Below are 14227 nucleotides of genomic sequence, written 5' to 3'. Positions count from 1 at the left end.
TCAGATTCCGAAGAGGTCTTGTCCGTCGGAGCGGCTCGAAGGCGGCGTCACGCCCAGGTGGCGGTAGGCCGCCAGCGTGGCGATGCGCCCGCGCGGGGTGCGCTGCAGGTAGCCCTGCTGGATGAGGTAGGGCTCGATCACGTCCTCGATGGTGTCCCGTTCTTCGCCGATGCTGGCCGCCACGTTGTCCAGGCCCACCGGGCCGCCGTCGAAGCGGTGGATCACGGCTTCGAGCAGCTTGCGGTCCATCAGGTCGAAGCCCTGCGGATCGACGTCGAGCATGGCGAGCGCCTTGTGCGCGATGTCCTCGGTGATGCGGCCGTTGCCCTTCACCTCGGCATAGTCGCGCACGCGCCGCAGCAAGCGGTTGGCGATGCGCGGCGTGCCGCGCGAACGGCGCGCGATCTCGAAGCCGCCGGCCGCGTCGGTGTCGACCTTGAGCAGGCCTGCGCTGCGCCGCACGATGAGCGCCAGCTCTTCCGGTGTGTAGAACTCCAGCCGCGCCACGATGCCGAAGCGGTCGCGCAGCGGGTTGGTGAGCATGCCGGCGCGGGTGGTGGCGCCCACCAGCGTGAAGGGCTGCAGGTCGAGCTTGATGCTGCGCGCCGCGGGGCCTTCGCCGATCATGATGTCGATCTGGTAGTCCTCCAGCGCGGGGTAGAGGATTTCCTCGACCACCGGGCTCAGGCGATGGATCTCGTCGATGAAGAGCACATCGTTGGGCTCCAGGTTGGTCAGGAGCGCCGCCAGGTCCTTGGGCTTCTCGAGCACCGGCCCGGAGGTCTGGCGCAGGTTCACGCCCAGCTCGGCCGCGATGATGTGCGACAGCGTGGTCTTGCCCAGGCCCGGCGGGCCGAACAGCAGCACGTGGTCGAGCGCTTCCTTGCGCTTGCGCGCCGCGCCGATGAAGATCTCGAGCTGCTCGCGCACCTTGGCCTGGCCGACGTATTCGTCCAGCAGCTTGGGGCGCAGCGCCCGCTCGATGGCCTCTTCCTGGGGCGAAGCGGGGGCGGCGGACACCACTCGGGGCGGGGCTGGGGCGAAATCGTCGGTCTGGATGGTCATGGAATGAGAGGCTGCAAGGGCAAGTTTAGTGCCTGCCACACTGGCAGAATGCTTCGGCCATATAACAAACGAGGGGAAGCCGGCACGTGTCGATCTACGAACTGAAACCCCGGTTCCAGGGCCTGCTGCGGCCGCTCGTGGGGCGCCTGCATGCCATGGGCGTCACCGCCAACCAGGTCACGCTGGCCGCGTGCGTGGTTTCGGTCGCGCTCGGGCTCTGGCTTTTCTTTGCGGCGCCGTCGCTGGCCGCCTTCGGGCTGATCCCGGCCTGGATGTTCGTGCGCATGGCGTTCAACGCGATCGACGGCATGCTGGCGCGCGAGCACGGCCAGCAAAGCCGGCTCGGCGCCTTCCTCAACGAACTGACCGACGTGGTGTCCGACGCCGCGCTGTACCTGCCGTTTGCGCTGGTGCCGCCGTTCAGCCCGTTCTGGGTCGGCACGGTGATCGTGCTGGCGGGGCTGAGCGAATTCGCGGGCGCGCTGGGCCCCACGGTGGGCGCCTCGCGCCGCTACGACGGGCCGCTCGGCAAGAGCGACCGCGCCTTCGTGTTCGGCGCGCTCGGTCTCTATGTGGCGCTGGGCTGGCCGCTGCCGGGCTGGGCGGCATGGCTGATGCCGCTGGCCGCGGCGCTCGTGGCCTGGACGGTGGCCAACCGCGTGCGCCGCGCACTGGCCGAGGCGGCGTAGCCCCACAACGAACAAACATAAATAGCCACAGGGATCCGATGACCGACACAAACACCAATCAACGCAGTCCGCAGGAGCGCCAGTTCCGCACGCACGACGGCGAATCGCTCTTCTACCGGCACTGGCCGGCCACCGGCGGCGCGCGGCGCGGCGCGATCGTGCTGTTCCACCGCGGCCACGAGCACGGGGCGCGCATGGCGCACCTGGTCGACGAGCTCGGCCTGCCCGACTTCGACTTCTTCGCCTGGGACGCGCGCGGCCACGGCCGCTCGCCGGGCCAGCGCGGCTACAGCCCGAGCTTTGCCACCTCGGTGCGCGATGTGCAGACCTTCATCCAGCACATCGGCAGCGCGCACGGCGTGCCGGAGCACGACATCCACGTGATTGCGCAGAGCGTGGGGGCCGTGCTGGTTTCCACCTGGGCGCACGACTACGCGCCCAAGGTGCGCGGGCTCACGCTGGCCTCGCCGGCCTTCAAGGTGAAGCTCTACGTGCCCTTTGCACGCGCCGGGCTCGGGCTGATGCACAAGCTGCGCGGCCTGTTCTTCGTCAACAGCTATGTGAAGGCGAAGTTCCTCACGCACGACCCCGAGCGCATCGCGAGCTACGAGAGCGATCCGCTGATCTCGCGGCCCATCGCGGTCAACATCCTGCTCGGCCTGTACGAAGCCGCCGACCGCGTGGTGGCCGACGCCAACGCCATCACGCTGCCGGTGCAGCTGCTGGTCTCGGGATCGGACTGGGTGGTGCACCACAAGCCGCAGCACCAGTTCTTCGAGCGGCTGGGCAGCGCCGTCAAAACCAAGCTCGAGCTGCCGGGCTTCTTCCACGACACGCTGGGCGAGAGGGACCGCGCGCCGGCGGTGCAGGCAATCCGCGAATTCATCCTGCAGCTGTTCGACCAGCCGCCCGCGCCGGTCGACCTGCGCGCCGCGCACCTGGCTGGCAACACCGCCGACGAATCGCGTGCGCTGGCCGAGCCGCTGGCGCCGCTCTCGCTGCGCGGCGCCTACTGGGGCATGACGCGCGCCAGCCTGCGCCTGGGCGGTGTGCTCTCGCGCGGCGTGAAGCTCGGGCACGACACCGGCTTCGATTCGGGCAGCACGCTCGACTACGTCTACCGCAACGAGCCGAAGGGCAAGGGCGCGCTGGGCCGCTCCGTCGACAAGACCTACCTGAACTCGATCGGCTGGCGCGGCATCCGGCAGCGCAAGATCCACGTCGAGGAGCTGATCCGCATCGCGATGGAGCGCCTGGCCGAGATGCACCGCGAAGTGCGCGTGATGGACATCGCGGCTGGCCATGGCCGCTACGTGCTCGACGCGGTGCTTGCGAGCCCCGTCAAGGCCAGCTCGATCCTGCTGCGCGACTACAGCGACATCAACGTGCGCGACGGCCGCGCGCTGATTGCCGAGAAGGGCCTGGAAGACGTGGCGCAGTTCGTGCAGGCCGACGCCTTCGACCGCATCAGCCTGGCCACCGTGACGCCGCGCCCCACGCTCGCGGTGGTGTCGGGCCTCTACGAGCTGTTCCCCGACAACGAAATGGTGCGGCGCTCGCTCGCGGGCGTGGGCGATGCGGTGGAAGACCGCGGCTACCTGGTCTACACCGGCCAGCCCTGGCATCCGCAGCTCGAGATGATTGCGCGCGCGCTCACCAGCCATCGCCAGGGCGAAGCCTGGGTGATGCGCCGCCGCACGCAGGCCGAGATGGACCAGCTGGTGGAGGAAGCGGGCTTCCGCAAGATCGACCAGCGCATCGACGAATGGGGCATCTTCACCGTCTCGCTCGCGGTGAGGGTCGCGTGAGCCCAGGGCTGCGCGCCAGATGAAACCCCCGCCCGCACAACGGCCCTGGAAGCGCGCAGCCGCCTGGCTCGTGTTCCTGGGGCCGTTGTTCTATGCGACCTACGGCCTGGCCAACTGGTGGGCCACCACGCGCGCGCAGGTGCCCTCGATGGCCTTCGAGTGGGAGCGGCAGCTGCCGTTCTGGGCCTGGACGATCTTTCCGTACTGGACGATCAACGTCTTCTACGCACTCTCGCTCTTTCTCGCGCGCAGCAGGCACACGTTCGACCGGCATGCATTGCGGCTGGTGAGCGCAACGCTCATCGCCTGCACCTGCTTCGTCATCTGGCCGCTGCATTTCAGCTTCGGGCAGCCGACCGTCGAGGGCGCGCCGGCCTTCCTGTTCAACGCGCTGCGCGGCTTCGACCAGCCCTACAACCAGGCGCCTTCGCTGCACATCGCGCTGGCGGTGATCCTGTGGGACTGGTACCGGCAGTTCTTGCGCGCCATGTGGGCAAGGCTGGTGCTGCATGTGTGGGCGTTCGCGATCTGCGCCTCGGTGCTCACGACCTGGCAGCACCACTTCATCGACATTCCGACCGGCGCGCTGCTCGGGCTGTTCTGCGTGTGGCTTTGGCCGCTGGAGCGCACGGTTTCGATGCCGCGCGCCTGGCGCTGCACGCGCGATGCGCAGCGCTGGAAGCTCGCGGGTTTCTACGCCGTGGGTGCGGCACTGTTCCTCGCCGTGGCCGTGCAGCTGGGCGGCGTTGCGCTGTGGCTCGCCTGGCCTTCGGCCTCGCTGGCGCTGGTAGCGCTCAACTACGTCGGCTTCGGCGCCCGCGGCTTCCAGATGGACGGCCAAGGCCGCATGGGCTGGGCGGCGCGCTGGCTGCTCGCGCCCTATCGCCTGGGCGCAGCCGTCAACGCATGGCTCTGGACGCGCAAGCTGCCGGCCTTCGTCGAAGTGGTGCCGGGCCTGCTGCTCGGGCGGCAGCCCACGCGCGCCGAATGGATCGCCGCCGGCCGGCCCCGACTGGTGAGCCTGTGCGCCGAACTGCAGATGCCGGCCGGCGTGCCGCATGCGCGCGGCGTGCCGATGCTCGACCTGACCGTGCCGCCGACCGTGCGCCTGCAGCGCGCGGCCGCGGTCATCGAAGGGCAGCGCCGCAATGCCGACGGCGCGGCCGTTTGGGTGTGCTGCGCGCTGGGCTTTTCGCGCAGCGCCGCCGCCGTGATCGCCTGGCTGGGCCGCTATGGCGCGATGGGCGGACTGGCGCAGGCCGAGGACGCCGTGCGGCTTGCGCGTCCGCAGGTCGTGCTGCGGCCGGCGTGGCGGATATCGCTCGCGCCATTGGGCACCGCCGCTTCGGGAGCACCACCCCATGACTGACGACGAACGCGCCACCTGCGCATCGCTCGCCGCACTGCTGCGCGCGGCGGCGGTGCTGGCGGCGTGGGGCTTCGCGCTCACATGCATCGCGGCGCTGGTGCTCGCACTCACGCTGCGTTCGCTGTCGATCACAGCTGCCATGGGGTTTGGCGCAGTGCTGGTGCTGGGTGCGCTCGAGCGCTATTTCGCGTTCAGGCTGCGCTTGGACCAGGTGCTGTTCGCCGACCTGGCGCGCGGCGCCATCGCCTCGCTGGACGCGCTCGACACCGCGCTCGACCGGCTCGGCCTTCGCAACGCCGAAGCGTCGAAGGCGCTGCGTTCGCTCGAGGACCGCGTGCAGGGCACGCGCCAGCTCATGCAGCGGCATGCCATCGTGGTCGCCTGCCAGAGCGCGATGTTTCTTCTTGCCTTGATGACACAGGATCTCTCTTGACCGAAGAAGACCACAACAACAAAAAAGACCGCCGCCCCGAAAGCACCGTGCTGCGCCGCGCGCTGGCCGTGGTTGCGGGCAAGCTCATCATCGGCGCGGCCGGCCTCCTGACCGGCGTGCGCGCCATCTGGAGCGGCACCACGCCCAAGGCCGAGCAGACGCTCTACTTCGCCAACCACACGAGCCACGGCGACTTCGTGCTGCTGTGGGCCACGCTGCCGCCCGACCTGCGCGCACTCACGCGGCCGGTGGCCGGGCAGGACTACTGGATGGCTTCCAGGCTGCGCCAGTTCATCGGCGCCGACGTGTTCAACGCGCTCATGATCCGGCGCGACGGCTCGGGCCAGGGCGAGAACCCGGTCGAGCAGATGAAGGAGGCGCTGGACGGCGGCGACTCGCTCATCATGTTCCCCGAGGGCACGCGCAACACCGGCGACGAGATCCTGCTGCCGCTCAAGAGCGGCCTCTATCACCTGGCGCGCGCCTGCCCCAATGTGCGGCTGGTGCCGGTGTGGATCGAGAACCTCAAGCGCGTGCTGCCCAAGGGCACGCTGGTGCCGATTCCGCTGGCCTGCACGGTGCGATACGGCACGCCGATCCGGCTCGAAGAAGGCGAAGACAAGAATGCCTTCATCGCCCGCGCGCGCGCCGCCATGCTCGACCTGCGGCCCGAGTACGACCGCCTGCCCGAACAAGAAAAAGCAGCAGCAGCAACAGCAACGCCATGAACATCTCCGCTTCCACCCAGACCACGCTGCAGTTGTTCGGCGGCGTGGCCGGCGTGCTGATCCTCGCCTCGGCCATCGGCGCGCTGCTCAAGTGGCGTGTGGCGGCGGGGCAGCCGAACTCGGTGATCGACAACCTCAATGCGCGCGTCAATGCCTGGTGGGTGATGGTGGCGGTGATCGGCCTGTCCTTCGCGTTCGGCAAGGGCGGCGTGATCGTGCTGTTCTACCTGATCTCGTTCTATGCGCTGCGCGAGTTCATCAGCCTGGCCTACACCCGGCGCGGCGACCATCATGCGATTGCGGCGGCTTTCTACATCGGGCTGCCGGTGCAGTATTTCTTGGTGTGGATCGACTGGTACGGGCTCTATTCGATCTTCATCCCGGTCTACGCCTTCCTCGTGCTGCCGATTCTCGCGGCCGTGGGCGGCGACACGCAGCGCTTTCTGGAGCGCACCTCCAAGATCCAGTGGGGCCTGATGGTCTGCGTGTTCTGCATCAGCCACGTGCCCGCGCTGCTCACGCTGCAGATCCCCGGTTTCGAAGGCCGTAACCTGCTGCTGATCGCGTTTCTCGTGATCGTGGTGCAGGGCAGCGACGTGCTGCAGTACGTGTGGGGCAAGCTCTTCGGCCGGCGCAAGGTGGCGCCTGAGCTCTCGCCTTCCAAGACCTGGGAAGGCCTGGTCGGCGGCGTGGCCAGCGCCACCGCGCTGGGCGCGGCGCTCTACTGGGCCACGCCGTTCAACCCCTGGCAGGCCGCGCTGATGGCGCTCACCATCTGCCTCATGGGCTTCTTCGGCGGGCTCGTGATGTCGGCCATCAAGCGCGACCGCGGCGTGAAGGACTGGGGCTCGATGATCGAAGGCCACGGCGGCATGCTCGACCGGCTCGACTCGGTGATCTTCGCGGCGCCGATCTACTTCCACGCCTTGCGCTACTGGTGGGTGCCGTGAGCACAGCCCGCGCCCGCACGAAGAACCCCACGACCGCCGAGCGCGTCGCGCACGACACGCCGGTCGATTGCACCACCGTGGCCGGCTGGACGCGCTGGCTCAAGCGCCATCACGCCACCGCGTCCGGCGTGTGGCTGCGGATGGCGAAGAAGGACAGCGGCTTTCCCACCGTGAGTTACGCCGAGGTGCTCGAAGCCGCCCTGTGCTACGGCTGGATCGACGGCCAGCGCAAGAGCCAGGACGCGCAGTTCTTCCTGCAGCGCTTCACGCCGCGCACCGCGCGCAGCGTCTGGTCGAAGATCAACCGCGACAAGGCGCTGAAGCTGATCGACGAGGGCCGCATGCAGCCCGCCGGCCTGGCCGAGGTGGAGCGTGCCCGCGCCGATGGCCGCTGGGACGCGGCCTACGATGCCCAGAGCATTGCCACCGTGCCGCCCGACCTGCAGGCCGCGCTCGACGCCAATCCCAAGGCCGCCGCCTTCTTCGCCACGCTCGATTCGCGCAACCGCTATGCGGTGCTGTTCCGCACGCAGGGCGCGAAGAGGCCCGAGACGCGGGCGAAGCGCATTGCGCAGTTCGTGGAAATGCTGGCCAAGGGCGAGAAGATCCATCCCTGAGCGGGTCCGGCGCGGTTCATTGCGGCCCGGTGCCGGCCGCAATGTGCGCGAGCTTGTCCGGGTCCACGATGCGGATGCGCTTGTAGCTCATGTCGATCACGCCTTCGGCGACCAGCCGCCCCAGCTCCTTGTTGATGGTCTGGCGCGACAGCCCGAGCATTGCCGCCAGGTCGTTCTGCGACAGGCGCACGGGCAGGCTCGCCGCCGCCTTCACCTGCATGCCATAGAAGTGGATCACGCTCATCAGCGTGGCGGCCACGCGCCCGCGAACCGAGTTGAGCATCTGGTTCTGCAGCAGCACCACGCTGAGCCGCTGGCGCTTCAGCGCCATCTTGGCCACGTCGCGCCACAGCACGGGCTCGGCATCGAGCAGCGCGATCACGGCGTCGCAGGGCAGATGGACGATCACCGAGTCTTCGTGCGCGTGGTAGTCGTAGGGCAGCGGCACGTCCGCGAGCAGGCGCACCAGCGGCGCCACCTGCCCGGGCCCGAGCAGCGCGTTGACGTACTTGCGCCCCTGCGAACTCATGCTGCTGATTTCCAGGCAGCCCGACACCACCGCCAGCAGCTCGCGCTTGTGGCGGTCGCTCGCCAGCACCTGCGTGCGGCGGCGGTAGCGCACCAGGCGCGCCGACTTCATGAGCTCGGCGCGCAGCGCGTCGGGCCAGTGCGAGAAAAGTTCGTTCCAGCGCAGAGCGCGGTCGAGCAATTCGGCGCTCTCTTCGGCGTCTTGGGGGGAGGAAACAGTCGATCGGGCCAGCGGGTTCTCCCTGCCTTGATGTTCACGAATCTGTCAAGGCGTTGACAGATTCGGCGGGTCTTCATTTCTATCGTAAGCCCCGGACCTCGACAAGCACACAAGCGGCACCGCCCTGCACCCGCAGGCGGCAGCCACACCCGGAGACAAAGCAAATGAAGAAGACAGCCACCGCCGGCCTCGCGCTGACGGCCTGCGCCCTTGCGTTCGCGCAAAGCACCGTGACCATCTACGGCACGGTCGACCTGTACATGGCGCATGCCAAGTCGGGCGCCGCCTCCTCGACGCGGCTCGAGGACGGCGGCCAGACCGCCTCGCGCATCGGCTTTCGCGGCACCGAAGACCTGGGCGGCGGCCTGGGCGCGCACTTCACGCTCGAGAGCGGCTTTGCGCCCGACACCGGCAACGGCACGCTGCCCGGCCCCGCGATGTCGTTCAGCCGGCAGTCCTTCGTCGGCCTTTCGGCGCCGTGGGGGCAGATCGATGCGGGCCGCATGTACACGCCGATGTTCTACGCGCTGTTCAAGGCCGACCCCTACGGCCTGAACTCGGTGTTCTCGCCCATCAACCTGGTGGCGGCCACCGACGCGCAGCCGGGCCTCACGCCCTTCGCGGCCCGCGCCAGCAACATGGTGCGCTACCGCACGCCGGCCAGCATGGACTTCTTTGCCGACATCGCCTATGCGCCGGGCGAATCGAGCGCGCCGAGCCACCAAAGCGGCAACGTCTACGGCGGCAGCATCGGCTGGGCGCGCAAGCCCTACTACATCGCATATGCATTCCAGCGCGCGCGCTCCGGCTCGGCCGCGGCGCCCGTGGCCTCGCCCGCCACCACGACCTACCAGGCGCTGACCGGCTCGTACGAGCTGCCGTCGATCGGCCTGCAGCTGTACGCCAGCTACGTGCGCAACGCATCGAGCCTGCCCGGCGTGCCGGCCGCGAAGCTCAGCAACCTGGGCCTCACCTACAACGTGACGCCGGCCTCGAACCTGATCTTCGGCGCCACGCAGCGCAAGGTGGCCGAGAGCGAACGCTCGCAGCTGGCCTGGACGCTGGGCTACGACTACTACCTGAGCAAGCGCACGGTGCTCTATGCGCGCTGGCTACGCCTGCTGAACCGGCACGGCGCCTCGGCCTCGCTCGCCACCATCGCGGTCACACCCAACAGCGGCAACGACGTGCGCGTGCTCGCCACCGGCATCCGCCACAACTTCTGACAGCTGCCATGTCCATGGACTTCTTCTCCTCGCAAGCCGAATCCCTGTCGGCGCTGTTCGCACCGCGTGCCATTGCGGTGGTCGGCGCCTCGGCCAACGCGCAGAAGATCGGCGGCATCCCCGTCGACTACCAGCGCCGCTTCGGCTTCGACGGTCCGCTCTACCCGGTCAACCCGAACGCCGAGCGCATCCAGGAGCTGCCTGCCTTTGCGAGCCTGCGCGCCATCGGCCAGCCGGTGGACCTGGCCATCCTCGCGGTGCCGTCGGCGCTGGTCGACGGCGCGCTCGACGACGCCATCGCGGCGGGCGTGAAAGGCGTGGTTCTGTTCTCCTCGGGTTTCGCCGAAGTGGGCGCCGAGGGCGCGGCGGCGCAGGCCCGGCTCGGCGACAAGGCGCGTGCCGCGGGCGTGCGGCTGGTCGGCCCCAACTGCCTGGGCTTCATGAACATTGCACGCCATGTGTATGCGACCTTCTCCCCGGCGCCCAGCGTGGGCCGCGTGGCGCCGGGGCGCATCGGGCTGGTGAGCCAATCGGGCGCGTTCGGCGCCTATGCGTACGCGATGGCGCGGGCGCGCGGCGTCGGCCTGTCGCTGTGGGCCACCACCGGCAACGAGGCCGACGTGCAGGTCGCCGATTGCCTGGCCTGGCTCGCGCAGGACCCCGGCACCGACGTGATCATGGCCTACATGGAAGGCTGCCGCGACGGCCCGCGGCTGCGCGCGGCGCTGGCCCTGGCGCAGGCCAACGGCAAGCCGGTGGTGATGGTCAAGGTCGGGCGCACCGCGCTGGGCGCCGAGGCCGCGGCCTCGCACACCGCCGCGCTGGCGGGCGACGACGCGGTGTACGACGCCGTGTTCCGCCAGTACGGCGTGCTGCGCGCGCGCAACCTCACGGAGTTCTTCGACCTGGCCCACAGCGCGGCCGTGGCGGGCCGCCCGCGCGACCGCTCGATCGGCCTGTTCACGCTCTCGGGCGGCGTCGGCGCGCTGATGGCCGACGAGGCCTCGGCGCAGGGCCTCGATGTCCAGCCGCTGGGCGATTCCGCGCAGGACAGGCTGCGCAGCTGGGTGCCCTTCGCGGCGCCGCGCAACCCGGTCGACATCACGGGGCAGGTCACCAACGACATGACGCTGATCGAGCGCACGGCCCGCGTGATGCTCGACGACCGCGGCTTTGCATCGTGGATGGGCTTTCTCGCGGCGGCCGGTGCGTCGGATGCGTTCTGGCCGGTGCTGCGTTCGCTCGTGGCTTCGCTGCGCGAGGCGTATCCCGACACGCTGCTGGCGGTGAGCACGCTGCTGTCGCCGGAGCGCCGCGCCGAGCTCGAGGCGATGCGCTGCCTGGTGTTCGCCGATCCGTCGGACGGCATCCGCACGATCGCTGCGCTGGCGGGGCTGAAGCCTGCGTCCGCTGCTGCAGTGGCTGAGGCACCAGCCGCTGAACCGTTGACGCTCTCCCCCGGCGCGATGTCCGAGCCCGAAGCACTCGCCCTGCTGGCCGACGCCGGCGTGCCCGTGGTCGCGCACCGCGTGGTGCGCAGCGCCGACGAGGCCGCGGCCGCCGCCGATGCGCTCGGCGACGCGGTGGTGGTGAAGATCGTCAGCGCCGACATTCCGCACAAGTCGGACGTCGGCGGCGTGGCGCTCGGCCTGCGCGGCGCGGCGCAGGCGCGCGCGGCCTTCGAGCGCACGCGCAACCACGCGCTCACGGCGCGGCCCGATGCGCGGCTCGACGGCGCGCTGGTGGCGCGCATGCTGGCAGGCGGCGTCGAGTGCATCGCGGGCGTGCACCGCGACCCGGTGTTCGGCCCGGTGCTGATGTTCGGCCTGGGCGGCATCCACGTCGAGACGCTGCGCGACGTGTCGCTGCGCGCGCTGCCCATCACGCGCGACGACGCGCTGGCCATGGTGCGCGAGCTGCGCGCCTTCGCGATCCTGAACGGCGCGCGCGGCCGTCCGCCGGCGGACCTCGCGTCGATTGCCGATGCGCTGTGCGCGCTCGCGGACTTTGCACAGCGCGCTGGCGACTCGCTCGACAGCGCCGAGATCAACCCGCTGATCGCACGGCCGCAGGCGGAGGGCGGCTGTGTGGCGGCCGATGCGCTGGTCATCGGCCGCGCGCCCTGACGAACGACAACCCCGGAGACATCGCATGACCACGACATCGAAGAACGGACTTGGACGCGCACTCAGCCTGGGCGCCGGGCTGGCCCTCGCGGCGGGCGGCGCGGCGTCGGCGGCGGAGCCGCCCTTCCCCTCCAAGCCGGTGCGCATCATCGTGCAGTACCAGGCGGGCGGCTCGACCGACATCCTCGCGCGGCTCCTGGCGGAGGGGCTGTCCAAGCGGCTGGGCCAGCCGGTGGTGGTCGAGAACCGCAGCGGCGCGGGCGGGATCATCGGCACCGACTACGTCGCCAAGAGCCCGCCCGACGGCTACACGCTGCTGCTCACGGTGCCGGGCCCCGTCACCGCGAACCTGGTGCTCTACAGCAAGCTGCCCTACGACCCGCGCACCGACCTGCGCATGGTGTCGGACATCGCCACCACGCGCACGGTGCTGGCGGTGCACCCTTCCGTACCGGCCACCGACTTCAAGAGCCTGATCGCCACCGTGAAGGCCGCGCCCGGCAAGTATTCGATGGGCTCGTGGGGCCCGGGCACGCAGCCGCACCAGGTGCAGGTGTACATGGACAAGGCCTACGGCCTGCAGACGATGCACGTGCCCTACAAGGGCGAGAGCCCGATGGCGATCGACCTGATCGGCGGCGTGATCCAGATGACCGTGGGCTCCATCACCACGCTGCAGCCCTACATCAAGGCCGGCAAGCTGCGCCCGCTGGCCGTGGCCGGCACCCGGCGCGCCCGCGCGCTGCCCGAGGTGCCGACCTTTGCCGAGCAAGGCTATGCGGACGAGGTCTACGCGATGACCGGCCCGACCTCGCTGATGGCGCCGGCGAAGACGCCCGATGCCGTCGTCGAGCGCCTGGGCCGCGAAGTCAGCGCGGTGGTGCGCCAGCCCGAGGTGAGCCGGCGCATCGAGGAACTCGGCGCCGAGCCCGTGGGCAACCTGCCGGCCGAAGCCGTCGCGGCCTACAAGGCCTTCCTGCCCGTGACGCTGAAGCTCACGCAGGCCACGGGCGTGAAGCTCGATTGAACCGTCTTCCCACATCTTCCTTTCGAACCCCAGTCCCGAGGTCCTCCCCCATGAACGCTCCCGTCTCCGTTCCCGACATCGCCATTGCCCGCAAGGCGCTCGCCCGCTCCATCGGCCTGGCCGCCTTCGTCTACGGCTATCCGCTCACCGAAACCTACCGCACCTGCGCCATGCAGACCGCGCCCCGCGCCGAACGCCGCAGCGGCGCCTCGGCGGGCTCGGACGTGCGTGCGCCGATGAACACGCTGCACCATGCGCCGCGCCCCTCCACCCACGAAGACCGCGACGTGGTCACGCCCGCCAACGACCTGCTCTACACCATGGCCTGGCTGCACCTGGCCCATGGGCCGATGCTGCTCACGGTGCCCGCGTCGTCGCGCCATCCCGGGCGCTACTTCGTGCTGCCGCTGTACGACGCCTACACCGAGAACTTCGAGAACCTCGGCCCGCGCAACTGCAACTCCGAGGGCGAGACCGTGGTGCTCGTGGGCCCGGGCGGCACGGTGCCGGAGTCGCTCGCCGCCCACCGCGTGGTGCGCTGCCCGACCGATCTGGTCTGGCTCATCGGCCGCATCCTGGTGGGCGACGAAAGCGACTGGCCGGCCGCGCGCGCGCTGCAGTCGGAGATCCAACTGAAACCCGCGCCCGGCACCGTGCTGCAGGGCCGCCCAGCCGCCGTCGAGCAATGGGCCGGTCCGTACGAGGACGCCATGGCCGCCGCCTTCGAGCATGGCGAGCCGGCCGCAGAAGTGGCGCCGCACTTCTTCACCAACGTGTGCCACGCACTGGCCGAGGCGCCGGGCCGCGTGGAAGACCGCGGCCTCGTGGCGTGGTTCGGCCAGGGCGGTCTGCTGGCGAATGCCGCGTTCTCGTGGGACGCGCTCGAAGCGCCACTGCGCGAAGGCCTCATCGAAGGCTTCGCCGAGGGCGTGCAGCTGGTCGGCGCGGTGGGTCGCAACCGCCGGCCCAAGCCCTGGTCGATGACGCCGGCCACTGGCCGCTACGGCAACGAGTTCCTCGGCCGCGCGCGCACCGCCTACCTGGGCCTGGGCGCGCTCGCCACCAGCGAGGCGGTGTACGCCGCCGCGCACCACGACGCCAACCAGGAGCCGCTGGACGGCCAACGCCGCTACGCGATGCGCTTCGAGGCCGGCGACCTGCCGCCCGCGAACGCCTTCTGGTCGGTCACCCTGTACGGCACCGACCGCTTTCTCTACGCCAACGAGATCCGCCGCCACGCGATCGGCGACCGCACGCCCGGCCTGAAGCGCGCCGCCGACGGCAGCCTCGAGCTGGTGGTGAGCCACGCGCGCCCCGCCGACGCCGCCAACTGGCTGCCGGCACCGGCCGGACGCTTCTACCTGATCCTGCGCATGTACTACCCGCGCGAGGGCGTGCAGAGCTGGCGCATTCCGGCCTTGCAGGCGCAGCAGGACTGAGC

Annotated in this window: 13 protein-coding genes; 11 read left to right on the top strand and 2 right to left on the bottom strand. The window is 70.1% G+C overall.

Going from position 1 to position 14227, the window contains the following annotated elements; genetic code table 11:
- Nucleotides 1-1065, bottom strand: a complete 1065-nt coding sequence (ruvB, locus tag AC1DMS_RS26735) for a Holliday junction branch migration DNA helicase RuvB (protein ID WP_124958719.1) — start codon at nt 1063-1065, stop codon at nt 1-3.
- An 86-nt stretch (nt 1066-1151) separates the two neighbouring features.
- Between ruvB and AC1DMS_RS26730 the strand changes: the two genes are divergently transcribed.
- The 7 genes from AC1DMS_RS26730 to AC1DMS_RS26700 are packed head-to-tail and all read left to right on the top strand — an operon-like array spanning nt 1152 to nt 7659.
- Nucleotides 1152-1754: a CDP-alcohol phosphatidyltransferase family protein gene (locus tag AC1DMS_RS26730; protein ID WP_436301774.1), complete on the top strand. Its 603-nt coding sequence runs from the start codon at nt 1152-1154 to the stop codon at nt 1752-1754.
- 38 nt (nt 1755-1792) lie between these two features.
- Nucleotides 1793-3562, top strand: a complete 1770-nt coding sequence (locus AC1DMS_RS26725) for a bifunctional alpha/beta hydrolase/class I SAM-dependent methyltransferase (protein ID WP_436301775.1) — start codon at nt 1793-1795, stop codon at nt 3560-3562.
- Nucleotides 3563-3581: 19 nt separating this feature from the next.
- Complete coding sequence (locus tag AC1DMS_RS26720; RefSeq protein ID WP_478181957.1) at nt 3582-4931, top strand: phosphatase PAP2/dual specificity phosphatase family protein; 1350 nt, start codon at nt 3582-3584, stop codon at nt 4929-4931.
- A complete protein-coding gene (locus tag AC1DMS_RS26715) occupies nt 4924-5364 on the top strand; it encodes a hypothetical protein (protein ID WP_015867423.1) in 441 nt (146 codons plus the stop codon). Before AC1DMS_RS26720 ends, AC1DMS_RS26715 begins: the two co-directional genes overlap by 8 nt.
- 47 nt (nt 5365-5411) lie before the next feature.
- On the top strand, nt 5412-6092 hold the full coding sequence (locus AC1DMS_RS26710; RefSeq protein WP_080642545.1) for a lysophospholipid acyltransferase family protein: 681 nt from the start codon (nt 5412-5414) through the stop codon (nt 6090-6092).
- Nucleotides 6089-7042, top strand: coding sequence for a phosphatidate cytidylyltransferase (locus tag AC1DMS_RS26705; protein ID WP_062367197.1), 954 nt, complete (start codon nt 6089-6091; stop codon nt 7040-7042). The genes AC1DMS_RS26710 and AC1DMS_RS26705 overlap by 4 nt, the downstream gene beginning before the upstream one ends.
- Complete coding sequence (locus tag AC1DMS_RS26700) at nt 7030-7659, top strand: YdeI/OmpD-associated family protein (protein ID WP_436301776.1); 630 nt, start codon at nt 7030-7032, stop codon at nt 7657-7659. Before AC1DMS_RS26705 ends, AC1DMS_RS26700 begins: the two co-directional genes overlap by 13 nt.
- Nucleotides 7660-7675: 16 nt before the next feature.
- Here AC1DMS_RS26700 and AC1DMS_RS26695 read toward each other — a convergent pair whose 3' ends face one another.
- A complete protein-coding gene (locus tag AC1DMS_RS26695; RefSeq protein ID WP_278881301.1) occupies nt 7676-8368 on the bottom strand; it encodes a Crp/Fnr family transcriptional regulator in 693 nt (230 codons plus the stop codon).
- 203 nt (nt 8369-8571) lie between these two features.
- Between AC1DMS_RS26695 and AC1DMS_RS26690 the strand changes: the two genes are divergently transcribed.
- Genes AC1DMS_RS26690 through AC1DMS_RS26675 form a run of 4 tightly spaced genes read left to right on the top strand, consistent with a single transcriptional unit; the run spans nt 8572 to nt 14225 of the window.
- Nucleotides 8572-9633, top strand: coding sequence for a porin (locus AC1DMS_RS26690; RefSeq protein WP_436301777.1), 1062 nt, complete (start codon nt 8572-8574; stop codon nt 9631-9633).
- Nucleotides 9634-9647: 14 nt separating this feature from the next.
- Entirely contained in the window at nt 9648-11759 is a 2112-nt protein-coding gene (locus tag AC1DMS_RS26685; protein WP_478181967.1) for an acetate--CoA ligase family protein, read from the top strand.
- 25 nt (nt 11760-11784) lie between these two features.
- On the top strand, nt 11785-12786 hold the full coding sequence (locus AC1DMS_RS26680) for a Bug family tripartite tricarboxylate transporter substrate binding protein (RefSeq protein WP_412511942.1): 1002 nt from the start codon (nt 11785-11787) through the stop codon (nt 12784-12786).
- A 50-nt stretch (nt 12787-12836) separates the two neighbouring features.
- Nucleotides 12837-14225, top strand: coding sequence for a DUF1254 domain-containing protein (locus AC1DMS_RS26675; RefSeq protein WP_478181956.1), 1389 nt, complete (start codon nt 12837-12839; stop codon nt 14223-14225).
- Nucleotides 14226-14227 lie beyond the last annotated feature (2 nt).

This window comes from Variovorax sp. 05T418 (genome assembly GCF_056396385.1).
The sequence above is the reverse complement of the archived record's forward strand: the minus strand, read 5'-3'. Positions and strand labels throughout refer to the sequence as shown.